Annotated in this window: 17 protein-coding genes and 1 pseudogene; 8 read left to right on the top strand and 10 right to left on the bottom strand. The window is 73.9% G+C overall.

Annotated features, from left to right (window positions below):
• The first annotated feature begins 49 nt into the window (after positions 1 to 49).
• Positions 50 to 1,102, top strand: coding sequence for an alpha/beta hydrolase (locus BI06_RS37395; RefSeq protein ID WP_043475760.1), 1,053 nt, complete (start codon positions 50 to 52; stop codon positions 1,100 to 1,102).
• A 91-nt stretch (positions 1,103 to 1,193) separates the two neighbouring features.
• On the opposite strand, the gene BI06_RS37390 is transcribed toward BI06_RS37395, so the two are convergent.
• The 5 genes from BI06_RS37390 to BI06_RS37370 form a co-directional block, all read right to left on the bottom strand.
• Positions 1,194 to 2,399, bottom strand: coding sequence for a C40 family peptidase (locus BI06_RS37390; RefSeq protein ID WP_043475757.1), 1,206 nt, complete (start codon positions 2,397 to 2,399; stop codon positions 1,194 to 1,196).
• A gap of 161 nt (positions 2,400 to 2,560) precedes the next feature.
• A complete protein-coding gene (locus BI06_RS37385; protein ID WP_043475754.1) occupies positions 2,561 to 3,856 on the bottom strand; it encodes a hypothetical protein in 1,296 nt (431 codons plus the stop codon).
• 302 nt (positions 3,857 to 4,158) lie between these two features.
• Positions 4,159 to 5,457, bottom strand: coding sequence for a hypothetical protein (locus BI06_RS51760; RefSeq protein ID WP_043475751.1), 1,299 nt, complete (start codon positions 5,455 to 5,457; stop codon positions 4,159 to 4,161).
• 286 nt (positions 5,458 to 5,743) lie between these two features.
• Positions 5,744 to 7,054 carry a hypothetical protein gene (locus BI06_RS37375; protein WP_149030602.1) on the bottom strand — a complete coding sequence of 437 codons (1,311 nt, stop codon included), beginning with the start codon at positions 7,052 to 7,054 and terminating at the stop codon, positions 5,744 to 5,746.
• Positions 7,055 to 7,263: 209 nt separating this feature from the next.
• Positions 7,264 to 8,115, bottom strand: a complete 852-nt coding sequence (locus tag BI06_RS37370; RefSeq protein ID WP_043475746.1) for a hypothetical protein — start codon at positions 8,113 to 8,115, stop codon at positions 7,264 to 7,266.
• A 215-nt stretch (positions 8,116 to 8,330) separates the two neighbouring features.
• Here BI06_RS37370 and htpG point away from each other — a divergent pair, with 215 nt between their 5' ends.
• Complete coding sequence (gene htpG / locus BI06_RS37365) at positions 8,331 to 10,283, top strand: molecular chaperone HtpG (RefSeq protein WP_043475744.1); 1,953 nt, start codon at positions 8,331 to 8,333, stop codon at positions 10,281 to 10,283.
• Between the two features lie 214 nt (positions 10,284 to 10,497).
• Positions 10,498 to 11,577 (top strand): helix-turn-helix domain-containing protein, encoded by a 1,080-nt coding sequence (locus tag BI06_RS37360; RefSeq protein ID WP_063795110.1) that lies wholly within the window; start codon positions 10,498 to 10,500, stop codon positions 11,575 to 11,577.
• Here the strand turns inward: BI06_RS37360 and fabV are convergent.
• Positions 11,526 to 12,740: an enoyl-[acyl-carrier-protein] reductase FabV gene (gene fabV, locus BI06_RS37355; RefSeq protein ID WP_043475740.1), complete on the bottom strand. Its 1,215-nt coding sequence runs from the start codon at positions 12,738 to 12,740 to the stop codon at positions 11,526 to 11,528. The genes BI06_RS37360 and fabV overlap by 52 nt on opposite strands.
• 384 nt (positions 12,741 to 13,124) lie before the next feature.
• Here fabV and BI06_RS55260 point away from each other — a divergent pair, with 384 nt between their 5' ends.
• Positions 13,125 to 14,777 carry a phospholipase D-like domain-containing protein gene (locus tag BI06_RS55260; protein ID WP_030393034.1) on the top strand — a complete coding sequence of 551 codons (1,653 nt, stop codon included), beginning with the start codon at positions 13,125 to 13,127 and terminating at the stop codon, positions 14,775 to 14,777.
• A gap of 96 nt (positions 14,778 to 14,873) precedes the next feature.
• Here BI06_RS55260 and BI06_RS37345 read toward each other — a convergent pair whose 3' ends face one another.
• The 4 genes from BI06_RS37345 to BI06_RS37335 form a co-directional block, all read right to left on the bottom strand.
• The gene (locus tag BI06_RS37345; protein ID WP_030393033.1) at positions 14,874 to 15,149 is read right to left on the bottom strand and encodes a hypothetical protein; all 276 of its coding nucleotides are present in this window, start codon (positions 15,147 to 15,149) and stop codon (positions 14,874 to 14,876) included.
• 151 nt (positions 15,150 to 15,300) lie between these two features.
• Positions 15,301 to 16,869: a hypothetical protein gene (locus BI06_RS37340; RefSeq protein WP_043475737.1), complete on the bottom strand. Its 1,569-nt coding sequence runs from the start codon at positions 16,867 to 16,869 to the stop codon at positions 15,301 to 15,303.
• A 122-nt stretch (positions 16,870 to 16,991) separates the two neighbouring features.
• On the bottom strand, positions 16,992 to 17,126 hold the full coding sequence (locus BI06_RS54885) for a hypothetical protein (RefSeq protein WP_255360314.1): 135 nt from the start codon (positions 17,124 to 17,126) through the stop codon (positions 16,992 to 16,994).
• Between the two features lie 134 nt (positions 17,127 to 17,260).
• Positions 17,261 to 18,190, bottom strand: a complete 930-nt coding sequence (locus tag BI06_RS37335) for an aminoglycoside phosphotransferase family protein (RefSeq protein WP_043475735.1) — start codon at positions 18,188 to 18,190, stop codon at positions 17,261 to 17,263.
• A 397-nt stretch (positions 18,191 to 18,587) separates the two neighbouring features.
• Between BI06_RS37335 and BI06_RS37330 the strand changes: the two genes are divergently transcribed.
• From BI06_RS37330 to BI06_RS51755, 4 genes and pseudogenes are all read left to right on the top strand, one after another.
• Positions 18,588 to 19,823, top strand: coding sequence for an Hsp70 family protein (locus BI06_RS37330; RefSeq protein WP_158516511.1), 1,236 nt, complete (start codon positions 18,588 to 18,590; stop codon positions 19,821 to 19,823).
• A gap of 133 nt (positions 19,824 to 19,956) precedes the next feature.
• Entirely contained in the window at positions 19,957 to 20,853 is an 897-nt protein-coding gene (locus BI06_RS37325; RefSeq protein WP_051742733.1) for a GTPase domain-containing protein, read from the top strand.
• Positions 20,854 to 20,932: 79 nt separating this feature from the next.
• Positions 20,933 to 21,988, top strand: a complete 1,056-nt coding sequence (locus BI06_RS37320; protein ID WP_043475734.1) for a hypothetical protein — start codon at positions 20,933 to 20,935, stop codon at positions 21,986 to 21,988.
• Between the two features lie 52 nt (positions 21,989 to 22,040).
• Positions 22,041 to 23,059: pseudogene (locus BI06_RS51755) on the top strand (hypothetical protein); the annotation flags it as partial.

Genomic DNA, 23,059 nt, shown 5'->3' with positions numbered 1-23,059 from the left:
AGTCCTTAAGGCAAGAGTTCCGGCTTTAAGTGCAGCAGGAGGCACCACCATGCCCTTCACCTGGCCCGTGGACCCGCAGGACCTGTTCGTCGAGCGCTACCCCCAGATGACCCTCGGCCTCCCCGTCGAGGAGGTGGACGCGGTCCGCGCCGCGATCACCGAGATGTGGCCCGACCGGCCCGGCGGCTGGGTGCACGAGTGGTCCGCGCTCGCCGCCCGGCACGCGGACGCCGGGAACCACCGCCTGGCCGCGCAGGCTTACGGCTGGGCCAAGTTCCCCGCCCTGGCCGACGGTCCGAAGCGCACCGCGCTGGCCCGCCAGGTCGAGCAGTACGTCCTCGCCGCCCCGGACTTCCCGGTGGAGTTCGAGCGCCGCACGCTCACCCTCCCGTACCGCGGCGGCGAGGCCCGCCTGCCGGTCCATCTGATGGCGGCGCCCGGACTGCCCGCCGACGCGCCGGTGGTCCTGGCCAGCGGCGGGGTGGACTCCTGGAAGACCGACCTGCACGGCATGTGGGAGCAGCTCGCGCTCGCCCTTCCCGCCCGGCTGCTGCTGTTCGACCTCGCCGGCACCGGGGAGACCGCCCACCTGCCGATGACCCCGGACGGCGGGGCCGAGGTGATCGCCGGGCTGGTCGCCTTCGCCCGCACGATCGGCAACGGCAGGGTCGGCCACTTCGGCATCTCGATGGGCGGCTACTACTCCGCCCGGACCGGACTGACCGGCGCGGTGGACGCCGCCGTGGTGCTCGGCGGCCCGGTCGAGCGGTCCTTCGCCCCGGGGCGCGGCTTCGCCTTCGGCATGGACGGCATCGTCGGCAACGCCCTGGGCTTCGACGCGCTGCCCGGCACGGCCGAGCGCGAGGCGGCCTTCGCCGCCTTCGACCTGCGCGCACTGCTGGACCAGGACGCCAACGGGCCGATGCTGGTGGTCAACGGCACCGAGGACGTCCATGTGCCGGTGGAGGACACCCTGGTGTTCGAGGGCCGCCGGGACACCGGGGTCGTGCTGATCCCGGACACCGGCCACTGCGCCATCTCCCGCTTCGGCGAGGCGATGGCCGTGATCACCCCCTGGCTGGCGGACACCCTGGCCGGCTGATCCGCCGGCCGGCCGATCGGCGCGGTCGAGTACGGAGGCAGCGGGAAGCCGGGAGGCCGCCACGGCACGGCGGCGGCCTCCCGAACCGCCGCTACGGTCGGACGGCGCCCATGTAGGGCATGACGCCGATCGAAAGGACCTCGATGTTCTTGCCGGTCCGGGGAGCGTGGATCATCTTGCCGTCGCCGATGTAGACGCCCACGTGGTGCAGGTCGGGGTAGAAGAAGACCAGGTCGCCGGGCTGGAGGTCGCCGCGGCCGATCCGGGTGCCGACCTTCCACTGCTCCTGGGACGTGCGGGGGAGGCTGACGTCGGCCGCGCGGTAGGCGGCGCCGGTGAGGCCGGAGCAGTCGAAGCTGCTGGGGCCGGTCTTGCTCCAGCCGTAGGGCTTGCCGAGCTGGGCGTAGGCGAACTGCACGATGGCGGCGGCGCGGCCACCGGCGGCCGGCGGTGCCGGGGTGTTCGCGGCCGGCGGGGGAGTGTTCGCGGCGGGGGACTGCGGGGTCGCGGTCTGCGGATTTGAGGTCTGCGGGCTTGCGGTCTGAGGGGCGGCGGCGCCCTTGCCTGCCGCCTCCTTCGCGGCGGCCTTGGCCTTGTCGGCGGCCTCCTTGTCGGCGGCCTTGGCACGCTCGGCGGCAGCGGCCTGCTGGGCGGCGGCCTTGGCCCTGTCGGCCGCCTCCTGGGCGTTGATCTTGGCGCGCTCCTCGGCGCTGAGCTTGTTGAGCAGCGCCTCGGACTGGGCGAGCTTGCCCTGGATCTCGTTCTTCTGGGCGTTGAGCGAGGCGCCGACGGCGTCGAGGTCGGCCAGGGTGGCCGCGGCCTCGGCGCGCTCCTGGTCGAGCTTGCGCTGTTCGTCCTGGGCCCGCTTGAGCAGGTTCGTCCACGAGCCGGCGACCTGGTCCTGCACCGAGGCGCGCCCCAGGTAGCTGGCCGGGTCGGAGTCCAGCATGAGCTGGATGCCCGGGTCGATGCCGTTGTTGCGGTACTGCTCGGCGCCCACCACACCGAGCTGGGTGCGCAGTTCGTTCATGGCGTCCTGGCCGCGGGCGACCTTCTCCTGGATCCGGTTGGCCTCGCCCTGGAGCTTCTGCTGCTTCTCCTGGAAGCCGTTGAAGCGCTCGATCGCCTGCTCGGCCTCCTCGTTCAGCCGGTCCACCTGCTCCTTGACGGAGGCGAGGGTGGGAGCGGGCTCGGCATGGGCCGTGCCGGAGGCGAGCACCGCCCCACCGGCCACGGCCGTGGTGAGGACCGCCAGGCGGGCCCGGCTCGGGGGGCTGGGCTTGCGACGCTTTCCCATGGCGGTGGGTGCTCCTTCGGGTGGCCTGCACGGACACTGAAGAAACGTTCCGGGGATCTTCGCGGGTTCAGCCCGGGGCACGGACCGGCCCGAAAGGGCACCTGGGGGCAGGCCGGGAACCCTCCCCGCGCCGCCGCGCGGGGAGGGCGACGAGGTGTCGGTCAGCCCTGGACGAACCAGCCGGTCAGGTCGGCGATCACCTGGGTGGACCCGGCGGAGTGGTGGTAGACGTCCACCGATCCGGGGTTGCCGCCCAGCTGGGCGGTGACGGCGTTGGCCACCGTCCGGCCGGCCTTGAAGTTGAGGCTCGACGTCCCGGGCCGGCCGGCCTCGTCGGCGGCGAAGACCTCCAGGTGCCCGTCGGCCTGCGGCTCGGTGGCGGTCACGTTCAGGGTGACGGTGGTGGCGTTGTCCGGAACCCCGGCGACACCGGCCACCGGGAACCGGAGCGTGCTGAAGGCCGGCGTTCCGGATCCGTAGCGGGTGTCCAGCACCCGGGTCTGGTCGGTCACCGCGCTGTAGAGGTTGTGGCCCGAGGGGCCGTAGGCGCCGACGATGTCGACCACGAGCTCGGTGGAGCCGGTGTTGAAGAGCTTGACCTTGCCGTCCGCGCCGACCGGGACCACGACCTGGTTGGCGACGGTCCGCCCGGGGCCGTAGCTGACGTTGGAGCCCTGGTACGGCAGCGTGGTGCCGGAGGGGTAGGCGACGACGAAGCCCTCGGTCGACGGGTCGACGGCGGTGACGTTCAGGACCACGGCCTTGGCGTCGGCCGTGCCCAGGTCCTCCCGGGCGACCTCGGCGGTCACGATGCCGCCCCAGCCGAGGCGCCCGCCCTCGACCCGGGTGTCGGCCAGCCGGGTCGGGCGGACCGGGTCGTACTTCTGGCTCGGCCGCTTCGGGGTGCTGGGTGCGTAGTAGCCGAGGATGTCGACGACGACACTGACCCGGCCCGCGCTGTTGTAGACGCTGATCCGCGGGCTGCGGTTCGTGCCGCGCGGGGCGAGCGCGACGGTGGCCGTGTTCGAGACCGTCTGGCCGGCCTCGAAGTTCAGTGTGGACGTGACCGGTGTCCCCTGCTGTCCGGGCGTGTCCGGACGGACGGTCAGGTAGCCGTCCGCGGTGGTGTCGGTGGCGGTCACGTTGACCACCACGGCGGTCGCGTCGTCCGGGACGGCCGTGAGCTCCTGCGGAGGGTGGTGGCTCCAGCCGGCGACGGGGAAGGCGAAGGTCTCGCCGGCCTCCACCGCGCGGGGGCGGCGGAGCGGGGTCTGGTCGTAGGTACGGGTGTCGAGGATCCGGGAGATGTTGAGCGGCACGAAGGCGGCCGGGGCGGTGGCCCCGGCGGAGGAGGCGCCGACGGCGACGGTGTCCGGCGCGGCCGAGGCGGTGGTGACGGGCAGGGTCAGGACCAGGGCCGTGAGTGCGGCGACGGCCATGGCGGAACGGGCACGCATGAGTGGATTCCCCCCGAGGAATGGTGGACTGCAGACTGTTTCGACAGTCTGCTGTTTCTGTGGACGGCTGAGCCGTCGTTTCGACGACGAATGATTTCGAGAACGTTCGCCGGTGATTCAGGGCACGCCGAATTCCCGGCCGGCGTGCGCGGCTTTTTCCTGCGGACCGTTTGTGCCCCCCCGAAGTACGGGTGATGAAGGTCCGCCGGGCGTCGCCGCGGTGGGGCGCGGCGACGGTCGGCGGAGCGGCCGCCCTGTCGCCCTCCCCGCGCCGCCGCGCGGGGAGGGCGACGAGGTGTCGGTCAGCCCTGGACGAACCAGCCGGTCAGGTCGGCGATCACCTGGGTGAAGCCGGCGGCGTGGTGGTAGACGGCCACGGAGCCGGGGTTGCCGCCCAGCTGGGCGGCGACGCCGTTGGCGACCGTTCGGCCGGCGTTGAAGTTGAGGTTCGACGTGCTGGGGCGGGCGGCGGTCCCGTCGGCGGCGAAGACCGCCAGGTGGCCGTCGGCCTGCGGCTCGGTGGCGGTCACGTTCAGGGTGACGGCGGTGGCGTTGTCCGGAACCCCGGAGCGACCGGCCACCGGGAACTCCAGCGTGCTGAAGGCCCAGGCTCCCGCTCCGGGGCGGGTGTCCAGCAGGCGTGCCTGCTCGGTCACCGCGCTGTAGAGGTTGTGGCCCGAGGGGCCGTAGTAGCCGACGATGTCGACCACGAGGTCGGTGGAGCCGGTGTTGAAGAACTCGATCGTTCCCTCCGGGCCGACCGGGACCACCACCTGGTTGGCGACGGTCCGCCCCGGTCCGTAGTTGAGGTGGGAGCCCTCGGCGGGCAGCGGCCAGCTGGTCGGGTGGGCGACGACGAAGCCCTCGGTCGACGGGTCGACGGCGGTGACGTTCAGGACCACCGCCGTGGCGTCGGCCGTGCCGAGGTCCCGCCGGGCGACGTCGGCGGTCACGACGCCGCCCCGGCCGAGGCGCCCGCCCTCGACCCGGGTGTCGGCCAGCCTGGTCGGGCGGACCGGGTCGTACTTGTGGCCCGGCCGCTGCGGGGTGCTGGGCGCGTAGTAGCCGAGGATGTCGACCACGACATCGGTGGTGCCGGCGTTGTTGTAGACGTTGATCTGCGGGCTGCTGTTCGCGCCGCGCGGGTCGACCGCGACCGTGATCATGTTGGAGACGGTCTCGCCGGCCTCGAAGTTGAGCGTGGACGTGACCGGTGCCCCCGGCACGGCGCCGTCGCGGCGGACGGTGAGGTAGCCGGCGGCGGTGGTGTTGGTGGCGGTCACGTTGACCACCACGGCGGTGGCGTCCGCCGGGACGACGGGCAGCTCGCGCGGAGGGTGGTTCTGCCAGGCGGAGAGCGGGACGTCGAAGCTCTCCCCGGGCTGCAGCTTCCGGGCCGCCCCGGCCGGGTTCTCCTGGTCGCTGCGGGTGTCGAGCGCCCGGGTGAGGCCGATCGGCACGAAGGCGCCCGGGGCGGTGGCCTGGCCGGGGCCGACGGGCAGGGCCCGAGGGGTGGCCGGGGTGGCCGAGGCGGTGGTGACGGGCAGGGTCAGGACCAGGGCCGTGAGTGCGGCGACGGCCATGGCGGAACGGGCGCGCATGAGTGAATTCCCCCCAAGGAATGGTGTGTTGCAGGCCATCCCCTTGGCCTGCATTCCTATGGACGGCCGATCCGTCGCATCGGTTGCGAAGGATTCCGAGAATTTTCGGCCGCGGATCCGGGGGTGCCGCAAACCCGGCAAAACCGCTCGGGTTCCCCCCTCGGGGCCTCGGACATCCGTCCACGGTGCGGATTATGACGACCTGTCGGAAAAGGTCGGCCGCAGCCCGCCCCAAGCAAGGACGCCCTCCCCGCGCCGCCGCGCGGGGAGGGCGACGAGGTGTCGGTCAGCCCTGGACGAAGTATCCGGTCAGGTCGGCGATCAGCTGGCTCCGGTCGGCGGAGTGGTGGTAGATGTCCACGGCGTGCTGGACACCGCCCTGGTCGGCGGTGACGCCGTTGGCCACCGTCTGGCCGGCGTTGAAGTTGAGGTTCGACGTCCCGGGCCGGCCGCCCTGGTCGGCGGCGTAGACCTCCAGGTGCCCGGCGGCCTGCGGCTCGGTGACGGTCATGTTCAGGGTGACGGTCGCGGCGTTCTCCGGGACCCCGGCGACACCCGTCACCTGCAGCCGGCGCGTGCTGAAGGGCGACTGGCCGCCGTCGTCGCGGGTGTCCAGCAGCCGGCTCTGCTCGGTCACCGCGCTGTAGAGGTGGTTCGCCCAGGGGCCGTAGTAGCCGATGACGTCCACGACGAGGTCGGTGGAACCGGTGTTGAAGAGCTTGATGTCCCCGTCCGCGCCGACCGGGACCACCACCTGGTTCGCGACGGTCCGCCCGAGCCCGTAGTTGAGGTGGGAGCCCTCGATCGGCAGGCTGCCGTCGGAGGGGTAGGCGACCACGAAGCCCTCGGTCGACGGGTCGACGGCGGTGACGTTCAGGAGCACCGAGGTGGCCTCGTAGGTGCCGAGCGAGTCCCGGGCGACGCCGGCGGTCACGACGTTGCCCCAGCCGAGCCGCCCGCCCTCGACCCGGGTGTCGGTGACCCGTCGCGGCATGACGTTGTCGTACCGCTCGGCCGGCCGGGTCGACGTGCCGGGCCCGTAGTAGCCGAGGATGTCGACCACCACGTCGGTGGTGCCGGCGTTGTTGTAGACGCTGATCTGCGGGCTGGTGTTCGCCCCGCGCCGGGCGACCGCGACGGTGACCGTGTTGGAGACCGTCTCACCGGCCTTGAAGTTCAGCGTGGACGTGGCCGGTGCCCCCGGCAGGTCGGCGTCCCGGCGGACGGTGAGGTAGCCGTCCTCGGTGGTGTTGGTGGCGGTCACATTGACCACCACGGCGGTGGCGTCCGCCGGGACCTCGGGCAGCTCGCGCGGGGGGTGGGACTTCCAGGTGGAGAGGGGGACGGGGAGGTTCTCCCCGGGCTGGAGCTTGCGCGCCTGCCCGGTCGGGTTCTCCCGGTAGCTGCGGGTGTCGAGCAGCCGCCGGATGCCGAGCGACACGAAGGCGGCCGGGGCGGTGGCCCCGCCGGTGCCGGCGGCCGCGGTGCCGGGCGCGGTGCCGGGGGCCGGGGCCGGGGCGGCCGAGGCGGTGGTGACGGGCAGGGTCAGGACCAGGGCCGTGAGCGCGGCGGTGGTCATGGCGGAGCGGGCTCGCATGGTTCTCTTCCCCCAGAGGGTGGTGTGCTGCAGGCCGTTCCGGTGGCCTGCACTCCTAGGACGGGCGAGTCCGGCATCGGTTGCGAGGAAGATCCAGAAATTTTCGGCGGCGGGTCCGGCGGGTCCGGCGGGTCGGCAGAGCGGGGGCAGCGCGGCGCGGAGCGGAGCCGTGGCCCCGCCGTCCTCGGCCCGCCGTCGGCCCGCCGTCCTCAGGCCGTCGTTCCCGACGCGGCCGGCTGTTCGGCGTCGCCGAACCGGGCCAGGGTGAGGGCACCGAGCACGGCGGCGGCGAAGCCCAGGACGGCGAGCGGGGCGAGGTCGTGGCGGGTGTGGTCGCCGAGGAGGAGGACGCCGACGACGGCCGGGCCCAGCGTCTCGCCGAGCACCATCGCGGCGGTCGCGGCCGTGACCGACCCGGTCTGCATGGCCCAGGTGAGGGCGGCGAAACCGCCGAGGCCGGCCAGCGCGATCGCATAGGCCGAGGGTTCGGTGAGCAGATCCGGCAGCCGGGGGTCGGGCAGCACCCGGACGGCGACGCCGACCACGCCGAACTGGAGGCCGGCCACCAGACCCAGCAGCGGCGCCCGGCGGTGGTCGGTGAAGCGGACCACGGCCCAGCCCGCGCCGATCAGCAGCAGCGAGGCGAGCAGCACACCGAGCCGCAGCGCCGTGCTGCCCCGGCCGGGGCCGTCCCGCCCGGCGCTCACGGCGAGCACGCACAGCCCCGCGCAGACCGCCGCCACCCCGGTCCACTCGCTGCGCCGCAGCCGCACCTTCAGCACCCGGGCGGCGCCGACGGCGGTCACGGCGAGCGCGGAGGCCAGCACCGCCTCGACCTCGTACAGCGGGAGCCGGTCCAGGGCGAGGAGTTCGGCGCCGAAGCCGAGCATGTCCATCCCGACGCCCACCAGGAACGGCCACTGCCGGAACGCCCCGGCGAGCGCCGCCGCCCCGCCGGGCGGCAGCCCGGCCGAGGCGCGCCGGGCCCCGACCGCCTGGAGCACGGTGGCGGAGCCGGTGAGCAGGGCGGCGGCCAGGGCCGCGAGCAGGCCGAAGGACATGCGCCGACGGTACGGGCCGCCGCCGTCCGTGCTCCGCTCCGGCACGCCGGGGGGAGGGCCTACGATTCCGGTGGCCGGTACGTCTCCGTGCGGAGCCGTACCGTGTCCGTCCGTCATCACCGTCGACACCGTCGTGACTGGTTGTGCCGTCATGACCGTCAGTACCGTTGATGCCGTCAACACCGTCATGCTGTCGTGCTGAAAGGGGCCCCAGAGTGGCCAGTAGTGTCGAGACGCTGGAATTCCAGGCCGAGACCCGGCAGTTGCTCCGGCTGGTGATCCACTCGATCTACTCGAACAAGGACATCTTCCTGCGCGAGCTGATCTCCAACGCCTCCGACGCGTTGGACAAGCTGCGGCTGGAGTCGCTGGCCGGCTCCACCGTCGGGGCCGACACCTCGGACCTGCACATCGCCCTGGAGGTCGACCGCGAGGCCCGCACGCTGACCGTCCGTGACAACGGGATCGGCATGAGCCGGGACGACCTGGTCGACCTGATCGGCACCATCGCCAAGTCCGGGACCGCCGGCCTGCTGGAGAAGATCAAGGAGTCCCAGGACGCCGCCGCCGCGCAGAGCCTGATCGGACAGTTCGGCGTCGGCTTCTACTCGGCGTTCATGGTCGCCGACAAGGTCACCCTGCGTACCCGGCGGGCCGGTACCGACGCCGGCACCCAGTGGGAGTCCGACGGCGAGGGCACCTACGAGCTCCAGGCCGTCGACGGCCTGCCGGTGGGCACCTCGGTCACGCTGCACCTCAAGCCGGTGGACGGCGAGGACGGCCTGGCCGACTACCTGGCCGGGTGGAAGATCCGCCAGATCGTCAAGCAGTACTCGGACTTCATCCGCTGGCCGATCCGGATGGCCGCCGAGGGCGCCGGCAGCGCCGGCAGCACCGGGTCCGACGAGGACGCCGCCGCCGAGCCCGCCGCCGAGCCCGCCATCGAGACGCTCAACTCGATGAAGGCGCTCTGGGCCCGGCCGCGCAGCGAGGTCACCGAGGCCGAGTACACCGAGTTCTACCAGCAGATCAGCCACGACTGGCTCGCCCCCGCCGAGACCATCCACATGCGCGCCGAGGGCACCTTCGAGTACGAGGCGCTGCTCTTCGTCCCCGCGCAGGCGCCGTTCGACCTGTTCTCGCGAGAGACCAAGCGCGGCGTGCAGCTGTACGTCAAGCGGGTGTTCATCATGGACGACTGCGAAGCGCTGATGCCGAACTACCTGCGCTTCGTCAAGGGCGTGGTTGACGCCCACGACCTGTCGCTGAACATCTCGCGGGAGATCCTCCAGCACGACCGCCAGATCCAGGCCGTGCGGCGGCGCCTGGTCAAGAAGGTCCTCGGCGCGCTCAAGAGCGTGCAGGCCAACGACGCCGAGCGCTACGGCAAGCTGTGGGACCAGTTCGGCCGGGCGCTGAAGGAGGGCCTGGTCGAGGACCCCGACAACTCCCAGGCGCTGCTGGAGCTGCTGTCGCTCCCCTCCACCCACGACACCGAGCGCCCCACCACGCTGCGCGAGTACGTGGAGCGGATGAAGGAGGGCCAGGACGCCATCTACTACCTGACCGGCGAGACCCGGGCCACGGTGGAGAACTCCCCGCACATGGAGGCGTTCACCGCCAAGGGCTACGAGGTGCTGGTCCTCAGCGACCCGATCGACGAGATCTGGGCCGACCGGATCCCCGCCTTCGACGGCCACCGCTTCCAGTCCATCGCCAAGGGCCAGGTCGACCTGGACGAGGCGGCCGACGAGGACGAGGAGGCCGAGGCGGAGCGGACCCGGCGCGAGCAGGACTTCGCCGAACTGCTGCCCTGGCTGACCTCGGCGCTCTCCGAGCAGGTGAAGCAGGTCCGGCTGTCCTCGCGGCTGACCACCTCCGCGGCCTGCATCGTCGGTGACGCCGACGACATCTCCCCGACCCTGGAGAAGATGTTCCGGGCGACCGGGCAGGAGATGCCCCCGGTCCGGCGCACCCTGGAGCTCAACCCGGGCCACCCGCTGATCACCGCCCTGCGCACCTCGTACGCGGCCGACCCGGCGAACCCGGCGCTGACCGAGATCGCCGAGCTGGTGTACGGCGGCGCGCTGCTCGCCGAGGGCGGGGACCTGCCCGACCCGGCCCGCTTCACCCGGCTGCTCACCACCCACCTGACGCGGGGTCTGTAGCGTCCGCGCCCGCCCTCTCCCGGCGGTCTCCCGCCGTCTCCTACCGCCTCCCGCCGCCGCCCGTCCCGTCACCCCGGGGCGGGCGGCGCCGTCCCCGGACGCTCCGGGGGCGGCGCGTAGTGGATCATGGACAGATGGCGGCGGGAATCGTCGTCCGAGGTCGGGGCCGGGCGATCGACGGCCCGGACCGACACGGCGCAAGGGCGGGGGTCCCATGGGGTGGTCGAGCGTGTCGGCGGCGGTCGTACCGGCGGAGGACCGGTTCGAGTGGTTCCGCGAGGCCGTCTCCAGCGAAGTGATGCCGCTGTCCATCAGTACGGACCACGCCGCCGGTTTCCACGCCGACATCGCCGGCGTGGAGCTGGGGCCGGTCCGCATGGCCTCGTTCGCCTACTCGCCGATCGTGGCGCGGCGCTCGGCGGCACACGTCCGGCAGGGCGATCCCGAGGACTACCAGCTGACCCTGGTGTCGGGAGGCTCCTTCCGGCTCTCCCACACGGGCCGGGACGAGCTGATCGCCGGGGACATGGTGCTGGCGGACACCTCGCGCCCGATGACGACCGAGTGCGTGCGCGCCGACGGACCGGTCCGGGCCGTGGTGCTCCAGGTCCCCCGGTCCGCGGTACCGCTGCGCCCCGAGCGGGTGGACCGGCTGCTCGCCCGGCGCATCCCCGCCCGGCGGGGCAGCGGGGCGATCCTCTCCGGCTTCCTGAACACCCTGGTCGGCCAGGCGCCGTACTGCGCGGAGGAGGAGCTGGCCGGTCTCGGGCCGATGGTGCTCGATCTGGTCGGCGCCTGTCTGGCCCACCAGCTGGGAGCGCTGGACGAGGTGCCGGCGGACGCCCGGGCCAGGCTGACGCTGGAACGCGTCCTCGCGTTCATCGAGCACAACCTCGGCGATCCGGACCTCACACCCCGGCTGATAGCCGAGCGTCACAACCTGTCCCTGCGCGCCCTCTACGCGCTCTTCGAGGACCGGCCCGAGAGTGTCGCGGCCACCGTTCGCCGCCGCCGGCTGGAGCGGTCCCACGCCGACCTCGCCCGCCGCGACCCCGGTGACCGTTCCGTCCAGGCCGTCGCCGCCCGCTGGGGCTTCTCCAGCCATGCCGTCTTCAGTCGCGCCTTCCGTGAGTGGTACGGCGTCACCCCGAGCGAGCACCGGGCCGGGGCGGAGGCCGGTGCCGGGGCCGGTGCTGGGGCTGGGGCCAGGACCGGGGCTTGCGTGGCAGACGCGTCGGACGGTCAGGCGGTGGGGGCGGGCCAGGGGACGTCGGTGGCGACCGGAGCGGCGTAGTCGACCCCCGGCACGGCGAAGCCGTAGAGGCGCCGGACCTCGGCGCGGAACCAGTCGAGGTCGGCGAGCCCGCCGACGGTGTCCGTGGTGGCGGCCCGCCAGCGTTCGGCCACGGCGGCCTGGACGGCGTCGGCGAGTTCCCAGCCGTCCAGGCGGACCCGGCCCTCCTCGTCGAGGGCGAGCGGGGCGGTGCCGGTGAGCTGGTCCCACAGGGCGGCGAGCTGGTGGACCGGCGGGACCATGCCCTCGCCGAGGACGCCGCGCAGCAGGCCGGTGTAGAGGGCGATGCCGGGGACGGCGGTGGAGGACTGGGTGACGGCGGCGCCGTTGACGGAGGTCACGGCCCGCCCGCCGACCGTGGCGGCGAGCCGCTCGTCCAGGGCCCGGGCGGTGGCCTCCAGGTGCACCTTGGCCGCGCCGATGGTGCCCTGACGGTAGATCGCGGCCGTCAGCGGCGAGCCGATGTACGACAGCGCGGCGGTGGTGAAGCCCTCGGCGAGCAGGCCCCGGGCGGCCAGGTGGTCGATCCAGCGCTCCCAGTCCGCGCCGCCCATCACGGCCACGGTCTGCTCGATGTCGTCGCCCTCGGCCGGCGCGGTCTCGACCTCGCGGACCTCCGCGCCGCCCTCGTCGTCGAAGACCAGGGTGCTGGTGCGGCTCGCCCCGCCGATCGGCTTGAGCACGGAGGCGTAGGTGGTGCCGGTGTCGGGGTCGGTGCGGCGGGGCGCGGCGACGGAGTACACGAGGTGGTCCAGCCGGCCGCCGAAGCGCTCCTGGAGGAGCTCGGCGACCTGCTCCTTCACCGGGTCGGAGAAGGCGTCGCCGTTCAGGAACACCAGGTCCCGTCCGGCCGCGCGGGCGAGTTCGGCGGTGGCGGCGGTGCGGTACCAGCCCGCGGTGGCGGTGCGCCGTTCGGTCGGGGCCTTCTCGAAGGACACCGCGATCCCGCGGACTCCGGCCCGCTTGAGCCCGGCGACGGTGGCGGCGAGGCCGTAACCGGCCGAGGAGCCGATGACCAGGGCGACCGGACCGTCGCCGTCGGGCACCCGGGCCGGGGCGGGGCAGGCTTCCCACATGTCGGTCACCAGCTGTCGGCAGCCCTCCGGGTGGGCGTCGAGGAAGAGGAAGCCCCGGTTGCGGGGAGTGAGGACACGCGGGGTCATGGTGGTACGTCCTGGGGGTCGGCCGGGGCGCGGCGGGAACGGGGTGCGGCGTCCGGTGGGGTCCGCCGCGTGCTGCCAGTCTGCGGTGGCGGGGGCGCGGACGCGGGCGGTGTCCGGGGACAACGATCATGAGCGGATCTTGGAGGGGTTGCACCACGGGCCGGATCCGGCGGGCGTCCGCCGGATCCGACCGACGCCGTCCTGACGTGCGGTGATGTCCCCGACGGACGGCGGGGGCCGGGTGGCGGGGGCCGAACGGCGGGTGGGATTCCGGCCGGTGGCTCATTGTCATGTGCAAATTGGATTAGATGTTACTTCTGGGTAATCTTGCGGCGTCCGACGGGTGAACCACGAACCGCCCGCCATGCTCTGAAGGAACATCACGTGTCCCGACCCGGCTCCCGCCGCTCCGGTCGCGCGCTGCGCACCGCCCTCGCCGCCGCCGCTGCCACCACCCTGCTCGCCGTCGTGCCCACCGCGCCCGCCCACGCGGCGTCCGGGACACCGGCAGCCTCGGACGCCACCCACCTCGACGCCGTCGAGCGCGTCCTGCGGGAGGTGTCCCCCGGACTGGAGGGCACCGTGTGGCAGCGCACCGAGGGCAACAGCCTGCCCGGCGCCGGGAACGCCGCCGACCCGGCCGACTGGCTGCTCCAGACACCCGGCTGCTGGGGCGACCCCGCCTGCGCCGACCGGCCCGGCACCCGCGCCCTGCTGGCGAAGACGACGGCCGACGTCGCCGCCGCGACCCGCACCGTCGACATCTCCACCCTCGCGCCGTTCCCCGAGGGCGGCTTCGAGGACGCGATCGTGGCCGGTCTGAAGGCCGCCGTCGCGGCCGGGAACCGCCCCGTCGTGCGGATCCTGGTCGGAGCCGCGCCGGTCTACCACGCCAACGTGCTGCCCTTCCGCTACCGGGACGAACTGGTCGCCAAGCTCGGCCCCGCCGCCTCCTCGGTCAGCCTCAACATCGCCTCGATGACCGCCTCGCGCACCGCCTTCTCCTGGAACCACTCCAAGATCCTGGTCGTCGACGGACGCACCGTCATCTCCGGCGGCATCAACGGCTGGAAGAACGACTACCTCGACACCGCCCACCCGGTGTCGGACGTGGACCTCGCGCTGAACGGCCCCGCCGCGACCTCCGCCGCCCGCTACCTGGACACCCTCTGGGAGTGGACCTGCGGGCGCACCGGGCTGTTCGACAACGCGTGGTTCGCCTCCTCGGACGGCGGCGACTGCCGCCCGTCGATCGAGCGCGAGCTCAACCCGCCGGCCGCCGCCACCGGCGGCGTCCCGGTGATCGCCGTCGGCGGACTGGGCGTCGGCATCAAGGACGTCGACGCCAAGTCCGCGTACCGGCCCGGGCCGGTGGCGGGCGCGGCGGACGCCAAGTGCAGCATGCTCACCCTGCACGACAACACCAACGCCGACCGCGACTACGAGACGGTCAACCCCGAGGAGAACGCCCTGCGCGCCCTCGTCGGCAGCGCGCGCAAGCACATCGAGATCTCCCAGCAGGACCTCAACGCCACCTGCCCGCCGCTGGCCCGCTACGACTCCCGCCTCTACGACACCCTCGCCGCCAAGCTCGCCGACGGGGTCAAGGTGCGGATCGTGGTCAGCGACCCGGCCAACCGGGGAGCGGTCGGCAGCGGCGGCTACTCGCAGATCAAGTCCCTCGCCGAGATCAGCGACGTGCTCAAGGCCCGGCTGACCGCGCTCACCGGCGACAAGGGGAAGGCCGCCGCCGCGCTGTGCGGCAACCTGCAGCTCGCCACCTTCCGCGCCGCGCCCACCGCCACCTGGGCCGACGGCCACCCGTACGCGCTGCACCACAAGCTGGTCGCGGTGGACGACTCGGCCTTCTACATCGGCTCGAAGAACCTGTACCCGGCCTGGCTGCAGGACTTCGGCTACATCGTCGAGGACGGCAACGCCGCCGCCCAGCTGGACCGTGAGCTGCTCGCGCCGGAGTGGAAGTACTCGCAGGCGACGGCGACCGTCGACTGGGCCACCGGGACCTGCCGCGCCTGACGCGTTCCCGTCCTGCCTCCGAGCCGCTCCTGATCGGCGCGACCGACCGGCCCCGGTGGACCGTCCTCCTGGACGTCCGCCGGGGCCGGTGGTGTGTCAGTCGTCGAGCGCGGAACGCTTCCGGTGGCGGGTGCGCCCGTTGCTGCGCTCGGTGTTGTTGCGGTCGCGGGCGCGGCACGGGAGGTGGCGGGCGAGCGCGTCGCCGCAGTTGGCCTCGGCCATCCGGCGCACCAGGTCCGCCAACCGGGTGACGAGCGGGCGCAGCCGCGCCCGGAGGGCCGCGTCGGCGCGGGTGTCGAGATGCTCGACGGCGGAGCAGAGCCGGGTGACGAGGTGTGCGGTACCGCGAAGTGCGCGGCGGAGGTGGTTCACGCGAGTGCAACCGGCGAGTCACCCGACCGGTTCCGGCCGGGGGCCGGGTGGCCGATGCCAGCCACCCGTCCGTGCGCCCTGTGCGCCCCGTGCGCGCCCGCGTGAACGGAACGGGCGGGCGCGGGTGGGGCGTCGAGTGCCTGTCAGCCCGTCAGCCGATCGGTGCGCCCGTGGGTGCCGACTGCTGTCGGGCCCGCCGGCGTTCGACCAGGGTCGCCACGCCGAAGCCCAGGGCGGTCCAGGCGGCGGCGCCGACCACCTCGACCGCGAACACCGCCACTCCGCTGAAACGGAGGAGGACGCCGGTGGAGTTCAGCCAGATTGCACCCATCGGGTACAGGCCGAGGGCGCTCAGGCCGAGTCGTTCGTCCGGCCCGAAGACCTGCGTCAGCGGCGGCAGGCGGAGCGGTACGACCGGTGCGTCCGTGTCCGTGCCGGTACCGCCGTCCGGGGGTGTGTCCGTCGGCCCGGTGGTGGACGGGTCGGTCCCGGCCGGTACCAGGGGGTGGTCGAAGCCCCACCAGGTCTCTCCGTTGTCGAGCACCAGGACGGCGAACGCGCCGCCCGTACCGCCGCTCTGGCGGCCGAGCCACCCGGCGGCACCGGCGAGCCGGACGGCCGTCCGGCCCGTGGCGTCCGAGTCGGCGAAGCGGGCGGCGTGGGTCTGGAAGGCGAGCGAGCCCGGACCCGGGTCCGGTGACGGGTCGGCGGCCTCGGGGTCGAGGCGCAGGCCCGAGCGGGCGGCGACGTCGCTGTCGTCGGAGGCCCCGGTCCGGAAGGTCCATTCGAAGACGGTGCCGTGGACCCGGACCCGCTGCCAGTCGATCACCGGGCCGGTGGCGCCCTCGGGCTCGTCGGAGCCGGGGTGCGGTGGATCGGTGGTCAGCGGGTACTCCCGGACCCGCAGCAGGCGGGTCGGAAGCAGGACGCGGCGGCCCAGGACGCCGTACAGAAGGCAGTACCAGATCACCAGCATGGTTATGAGGACGGGCACGAAGCGGCTGCTCGCGAACGGGCGGCCGGGGTGGACCAGGGGGAGCAGGGGTTCCGGGAACATCCCGAGACCGGGGTGCTCCGGGTCGCGCAGGATCCGGAGGCTGTCCCCGGCCGCGAGACGGTCCAGCTTGCCGCGCTCGTTCTCGACCGCCAGCGACGCCTCGGGCTGCCCGGCGGGGTGCACGGCGATCGTCGGGCCGTGCTCGCGCGGCCGTCCCGCGGCCTCCGCCGTGGAGAGGGCCACCGTGTTGTCGGTCCACCGGGCCCCGGCGGCGACCAGGGCCTTGTGCCTGGCGATCAGCTTGTGTTCGAGCGGCTGGTGCGCGGTCAGGAGGACGACCGGGACGGTCCAGAGCGCTGGCAGCACCATCGCCCAGCCGGTCAGGACCGACCGGCGGGAGCGCCTCGCCGTCCGCGCCGCGATCCCGCGCAGTTCGGCGGGTGACGGCCGGGGCCGGGGCGGGACAGGCTCGGCGGGCCCGAGCGCCGGGGCGAGCCGGGAGGCGAGCAGCCAGGCGAGGCCGAGCAGCACGGTGACGGCGAAGGACAGCAGCACCTCCCAGCGCGGTGCCGGGTGCCAGGGGACCACCAGCAGCGTGCCCAGGGACCAGGCCGAGGCCAGGGCGACCGCGCCACCAGTCCCGAGCGTCCACGCGGTCGAGCGTCGGCCGGTCCCGCCCTTCGGCGGCGGCAGCGCGCGCGGTGGATCGAGATACTCGTGCATGGCACCCCCCCGTGCCGACGACATCGCGCGGATCACGCTAGGCCCTGATCCGGCGTCGGTCCAGGCCGCGCCGACCGGTGGCCGAACCGGGGAGGTGCGGGCCCTCATGAGGGCCCGCACGCTCACAGGTGGAAGCCGCCGCCCCCGGTCTGGCGGTAGTTGTCGCCCTCCGGCGAGTACGGCTGTGCCGTGCGCTTCCGGTCGCCCAGACCGGCGAACCACAGCAGGGACGACAGTCCCGCGATGATGCGCTTCATCGGTGTTCCCCCTCGATCCGGGGCGCGCCGACGGGACCGGTGCGCCTCGCCCCGGATCGTACGGCAGGTCGGACCGCCGACGAACCGTTCCTGAGCCTTTCTTGAGCCTTTCTTGAGCCTGACGCTCTCAGGCCCTAACCGCGGCGGTGGCGCAGCAGCGCTGTGGCGATGGCCGTCTGGGTCGGCTCCAGGGCGGTCCGGCCGTCCTCGATGTCCCAGAGGGCGTTCTGCAGTACCCGGGCGAGGGTCCAGCCGGCGGCGCGGGGGCGGTCGAGTCCGAGGGCTTCGGTGAGCAGGTCGAAGCGGCGCAGCACGGTGCGGCCCGCGTCGGCGCCGGCCAGGACGGCGTCCCAGCGCTGGTCGATGGCGGGGAGCAGTTCGAACCCCGGGTCGCCGGAGAGCGGTTCGGGGTCGATGACGAGCCAGGGCTCGCGTTCGCCGGCCAGCACGTTGCCGTCGTGCAGGTCCCAGTGCAGCAGCCGGTCGCCGGGCTCGGCGAGCAGCGGGGCGACGGCCGCCGCGCAGTCCCGCAGCAGTCGGCGTTCGTCCGGGTCGCTCAGGGCCGGGGCGGCGCGGGGTGCTTCGTCCAGCATGGCGGCGGCGATGTCGTCGAGCCGGCGCAGGCCCGGTGGGGCGGGGGTGGCGGTCAGCCGGGCCATCAGTGCGGCGAGCAGCCGCAGCGCGGTGTCGTCGTCGGCGACAGTGCCGAGCGGGCGGGTCGCGTCGAGCCGTTCGAGCAGCTGGGTTCCGCTGTCGGGGTGGTGGTCGAGCAGCAGGACGGCGCCGTTGCCGCGCCAGGCCCGCAGTCCGGTCGCCACCCCGGCGGTCTCGGGGCGGACCTGTTGCAGCCGGAGGACGGCGGGGGAGCCGTCCGGCCGAAGGACCGGGAGGACCAGGGAGGCCATGCCGTGGGCGGCGGGGCCGTCCGGGCGCAGGCTCCAGCGGTCGAGGAAGTCGGCCGCGAGCGAGGGAAGTTCGCGAATCCATCGGCGTTCGGCGGCGCCGTGGGCGCGGTAGGAGGTGGCGAAGGCCTCGGGGACGTCGACCGGGCCGGGTGTGTTCATCGGAACCTCCCTCGGCGGGGCGGCGGTGTACCCCGACTCGTCCGTCCCGACTCTCGCACGGACCGGCCGCGGGGTCGAATCGACGGGAGTGGCAGCGGATTCGGTCAGCTGACGGTGTCTCGGTCGAACGGTGTGCCGAGACTGGTGGCGGCACCCCGGCCCGGGGAGCGGGGTGCCACCCGGTCCGGCGCTGCTGGAGCGGGCTCCGGTCGACGGTCGGCACCCGGCTGCCGGCACCCGGTTCCGACCGGCAATGCCCATGCCATTGTTACAAGATGTACCGAACTTCTCCACAAGTGCCTCCGGGGCCCTAGCATCCTGCGCGGGGTTGCCGGAGGATCGCCCTCCGGCTCCGCCCGTGCGCCCTCCTGCGACCACAACTCCCTTGCGAGGAAACGTGTCTGACTGGTCGTTGGCCATCGATTTCGGTACCTGTTTCACCACGGCGGCCGTCCGGGTCGAGCGGCCCGGCACGGAGTCCGGCGCGCGGTCCGGCGTCGCGTCCGACGGCGCGGGGAGCGCAGCGACGGCGGTCGAGATCGAGAACAGCCGCTACCTGCCGTCCCTGGTCTGCCTGGGCGACGACGGCCGGCTGCTCACCGGCCGGGCCGCCGTCCAACTCGCCGCCCAGCGGCCGGAACGCGCCGAGCAGCACCCCAAGCGGGCGCTGCTGCGGCAGCCGGCCGTGCTGCTGGACGACCGGGAGGTGGACACCGTGGACCTGGTCGCCGCCGTGCTCGCCCGGGTGGCCACCGAGGCGCGGGCGGTGTGCGGCGGGACGGACCCGGCGCGCACCGTGCTCACCCACCCCGCCGACTGGTCGCCCGCCGACCTGGACCGGCTGGTCGAGGCCGCCGGGCGGGCCGGGCTGGATACGCCGGAACTGCTGCCCGAACCGGTCGCGGCCGCCCGCTTCCACGCGGCGAACGCCCAGGCCGGTGACGGCGCGCCGATCGCCGTCTACGACCTCGGCGGCGGCACCGTGGACACCGCCGTCCTCCGCCGGGAGGGGGACGGCTTCCGCGCCGTCGCGGTGGCGGGGGATCCGGACTTCGGCGGCCGTGACCTGGACCAGGCCCTGTTCGAACTGCTCCGGGACCGGGCCCTGGACCTCGACCCGGCGCCCTGGCAGCGGCTCCAGGCCGACCGGACGCCCGTCGGCTCCCACCAACGCTCGCAGCTGTCAAGTGAGTTGACCCTGGCCAAGGAGTCGCTGTCGAGCACCGGCACGGTGTACCTCGCGGTGCCCGGCTACCCGGAACCGTTCGTCGTGCAGGGCGGCGAGTACCGGGCCGCCGTCACCCCGGCGCTCACCGCCTCGGTGGGGCTGCTGGAACGCACCGTCGCCCGCGCCGGTCTCACCCCGGCCGAACTCGGGGCCGTCGTACTCTGCGGGGCGGCCAGCCGGACACCGCCGGTGGCCGACCTGGTCGCCGCCCGGCTCGGCCGGATCCCCGAACTGGCCGCCGACCCCAAGGCCGCCGTCGCCCTCGGCGCCCTCACCGACCCGCCCGCCCCGCCGCCGCCCGACGGCGCCGCGGCCGGGGGGACGGGATCCGAGGCCGCCGGTCCGGGCCGCTGGGCGGTCGCCCACTACCCGGCCGAGGTCGACCCCTGGTTCGACCACGACTGAACCCGGCCGGGTGGTCCGCGAGGTGAGCGCCGCCGCAGCGCCGCACCGCGCTCCGCCCTGCCCGGAAACGGGGCCGACCCGACTCGGCCCGATCCGCCCCGACCCGAGGACCCGCGACAACCCGAGGAACCGCATGGACATCGTGATGCTCGGCCACAGCGCGGCCGGGAAGACCAGCTACCTCTCCCTCATGTACGCCGCCATGTGCGACGGCGTCGAGGGCATGACCCTGCGCACCGCCGACCGCGACGCGCACCGCTCGCTGCTCGCCGACGCCCGCGCCATCCTGCGCGGCCACTACCCGCGCGCCAGCGACCGCCCCCAGTGCTACGAGTTCGTGCTCTGCCACGACGGCGACGAGATCTTCCCGTTCCGCTGGACGGACCACCGCGGCGGCGCGCTGACCGAGCACCGCCGCTCCAGCCCGCAGGCCGCCCGGCTGCACGACGACCTGGTCCGCGCCGACGGGATCGTGCTGTTCGTCGACGCCCTCCGGCTGGACACCGACCCGGAAGCGGCGGAGGACGTCCGCCGGCTCGTCGTCCGCGTCCACCAGGCGGTCTCCGACCGGGAGGAGAACCTCACCCCGCTGGTGATCGCCCTCACCAAGACCGACCTGGTCGACCTCGGCGCCGACGACGCCGAGGAGCGCTTCCTCGTCCCGTTCCTGCCGCTGATCCAGGCGGTGCAGGAGACCCGCCACATCCAGGGGGCGTTCATCCCGCTGGTCTGCGGGCCGGAGCCGGAGGGCGTGGCGCTCCCGGTGCTGTGGACGCTCCGGTTCGGCATCGTCGGCCGGGCCATGGAGCTGTCCGCCTCGATCGAGAGCCTGATGGCCTCGGCCCGCCAGGCCGACCAGCGGGACACCCTGTGGGACCGGATCAGCAGCTGGTGGGAGGACGAGCCGTCCTGGGCCTCGATCCGGGACCGCGACCGGGCCCGCGCTGCCGCTGAACTCTCCCGCCTGGAGCCGCTGGTGGCCCCGGCCGACCGGCTGGGCGAACTGCTGGAGGACGTCCTCTCGTTCTGAGCGGACCCCCGACTCCCGGCCCCTGGCCTCCTGACCCGACCCGCACGACCTGCCCTGCTCACCGAGAGGACCCCGCACCATGGCCGTTCCCAAGCTCACCCTGACCATGCTCGGCGCCAGCGGCTCCGGCAAGACCGCCTACCTGCACGGCATGTACAACCGCCTCTCGATGGGCGTGCAGGGCTACTACCTCTACGCCACCGATCCCGACCTCGACCTCGACCTCGCCGAGCACTGGGCCACGCTGCGCCGCAACGGCACGATGCCCAAGGCGACCTCGGAGGACCCGATCGCCTACGACTTCGTGTTCCGCCGCGGCATGCGCGACCTCATGACCATCGACTGCGTCGACTTCCGCGGCAACGCCGCCCTGGACCGCCGGGGCACGGCCAAGGACGTCGACATGCTGCAGGAGCGGATCGCGGTGTCCGACAGCATCATCGTGGCGCTCGACTCCGAGCACGTCGCCGAATGGATCCGGCACGGCACCCCCGGGAACCTGGAGCGGTTCGGGGAGCCGATGGAGATCTCCCGGTTCGGCCGGGCGATCTCCGAGGTCTTCAGCCGCCGGCTGGACGACGGCGATCCGGTGCCCGGCGTGACCGTCCTGCTCACCAAGGCCGACCTGCTCGCCGAGCGCACGGGCATGCGGGCCTCGGAGGCCCTGCAGGCCGCGGCCCGCAACCTCCGCAACCTGCTGCCGTGGCTGGCCGGTGACGAGGCCGAGGGCGTCACGATGGCGCTCTGCGCCGTCCAGCTCGGCAACTTCGGCGGGGCGGTCCAGACGACCGTGGACGCCAGCCGGATCGCCCCGAAGAACCTGCACCTGCCGATCATCTTCAGCCTCCGCCACTACCTCAGCGAGGGCATCGTGCGGAACCGGCAGGAGATGTCCCGGCTCTCCGACAGTCTGGACGCCTCGCGCGGCGAACTGGCCGCGCTCAGCCAGGGCTTCTTCGGCGGGCTGTTCAAGGGCGCCCAGAAGGACAGCGCCCGCCAGCAGATCGACCGGTTGGTCGCCAGCAGCTCCGCGACCGCCGCCGACCTCCAGAAGGCCCAGGACCGCTGCCGCGACCTCGACGACGAGCTGAAGGGGATCCCGATCTTCCGTGACGGCCGGTTGCTGACGGACTGAGGGACCGGGGGAGCGAGGGACCGACGGACCGACTCACGGACGGACTGATGAGATGACGACGAACACGCAGCACGGGCCGGAGCCCGAGCCCTCCTCCGCCCCGCCGGACCCGGACGCGGAACCGGCCGTGCCGGGCGGCTGGTCGGCGCTGGTCTACGGCCGCACCCTCCAGGTCGACCAGTGGTGGCGGGCGCTCCCCTCCGGGGTCGACCGGCAGGGACCGGTGGCGGACGCGGTGCGCGCCGCCGTCGCGGGCGGGAACCGACTGGAGGCGGGCCCGCGCTTCCTGCTCCACCGCGACGCCCGCGGCGTCCTGGTCGGCGCCGCCTGCGAGTTGGGCCGGATCAGCCGGACCATGGTGCACGACCGGTTCGGCCGGCCGCTGTACGGCTTCGTGGGCTGGTACCGGGCCGCGGCGCCGGACGCTGCCGACCCGAGGATTCCCGAACTCGCCGAACTGACCGCCCACTTGGTCGACTGGGCCGGGCCGGTCTACACCGAGTGGATCGCGCCGACCTGGGAGGCGGTCGGCCGGGAGGAGGCCGAGCCCAGGACCACCCGGCCGGTCGCCGCCCCGTGGCACGGGGTAGCCGCGCCCTCGCCCACGGCGGCGGTCTGGCTGCCCGCGCACTCGGCCGGGACGCATCTGCTGCCCGAGTCGGACGCGGCCGCCCTCTGGTCGGCGGCCGCCGGGGCGGCCCGGGACCGGTGCCTGCTGGCCACCGGCTGGCGGCGGCGCTCCGACGCCGAGGCGCACCGGTTCACCCATCTGACCAGTGCGGACTGCCGGGCGTACGAGTTGCTGCGGCCCCCGCCGCCCCCGCGGCCCGCGCCGCCGCGACCCGTGCCCGTGGTGGGGCCCGGCCCGGCGGTCGGACCGACGGGATCCGACGGAGGGGCCGGAGGGACCGGGGGGACCGGGGGGAGCGAGGGTGCGGGCGACCCGGACTCCTCGCTCGCGGAGACCTTCCGGGCCGGTCGCCGGGCGCTGCGGAGGATGACGCGGGGCCTCTTCGGGGCCGAGGAGTCCGGGGCGGCCGAGCCGCCGACCTCGCCGGGGCCGCAGAAGCC

It is taken from the genome of Kitasatospora sp. MBT66 (genome assembly GCF_000710405.2).
Lineage (GTDB): Bacteria > Actinomycetota > Actinomycetes > Streptomycetales > Streptomycetaceae > Kitasatospora > Kitasatospora purpeofusca.
The sequence above is the reverse complement of the archived record's forward strand: the minus strand, read 5'-3'. Positions and strand labels throughout refer to the sequence as shown.

Bases quoted from the DNA above. Each gene is read 5' to 3' on its own strand.
- BI06_RS51760 (WP_043475751.1), bottom strand. From the start codon at position 5,457: ATGCGCGCCCGTTCCGCCATGGCCGTCGCCGCACTCACGGCCCTGGTC.
- BI06_RS37325 (WP_051742733.1), top strand. From the start codon at position 19,957: ATGGACATCGTGATGCTCGGCCACAGCGCGGCCGGGAAGACCAGCTAC.
- BI06_RS37385 (WP_043475754.1), bottom strand. From the start codon at position 3,856: ATGCGTGCCCGTTCCGCCATGGCCGTCGCCGCACTCACGGCCCTGGTC.
- fabV (WP_043475740.1), bottom strand. From the start codon at position 12,740: ATGACCCCGCGTGTCCTCACTCCCCGCAACCGGGGCTTCCTCTTCCTC.
- BI06_RS37390 (WP_043475757.1), bottom strand. From the start codon at position 2,399: ATGGGAAAGCGTCGCAAGCCCAGCCCCCCGAGCCGGGCCCGCCTGGCG.
- BI06_RS37395 (WP_043475760.1), top strand. From the start codon at position 50: ATGCCCTTCACCTGGCCCGTGGACCCGCAGGACCTGTTCGTCGAGCGC.
- BI06_RS54885 (WP_255360314.1), bottom strand. From the start codon at position 17,126: ATGAAGCGCATCATCGCGGGACTGTCGTCCCTGCTGTGGTTCGCCGGT.
- BI06_RS37360 (WP_063795110.1), top strand. From the start codon at position 10,498: ATGGGGTGGTCGAGCGTGTCGGCGGCGGTCGTACCGGCGGAGGACCGG.
- BI06_RS37375 (WP_149030602.1), bottom strand. From the start codon at position 7,054: ATGCGAGCCCGCTCCGCCATGACCACCGCCGCGCTCACGGCCCTGGTC.
- BI06_RS37340 (WP_043475737.1), bottom strand. From the start codon at position 16,869: ATGCACGAGTATCTCGATCCACCGCGCGCGCTGCCGCCGCCGAAGGGC.
- BI06_RS37370 (WP_043475746.1), bottom strand. From the start codon at position 8,115: ATGTCCTTCGGCCTGCTCGCGGCCCTGGCCGCCGCCCTGCTCACCGGC.
- BI06_RS37320 (WP_043475734.1), top strand. From the start codon at position 20,933: ATGGCCGTTCCCAAGCTCACCCTGACCATGCTCGGCGCCAGCGGCTCC.
- BI06_RS37335 (WP_043475735.1), bottom strand. From the start codon at position 18,190: ATGAACACACCCGGCCCGGTCGACGTCCCCGAGGCCTTCGCCACCTCC.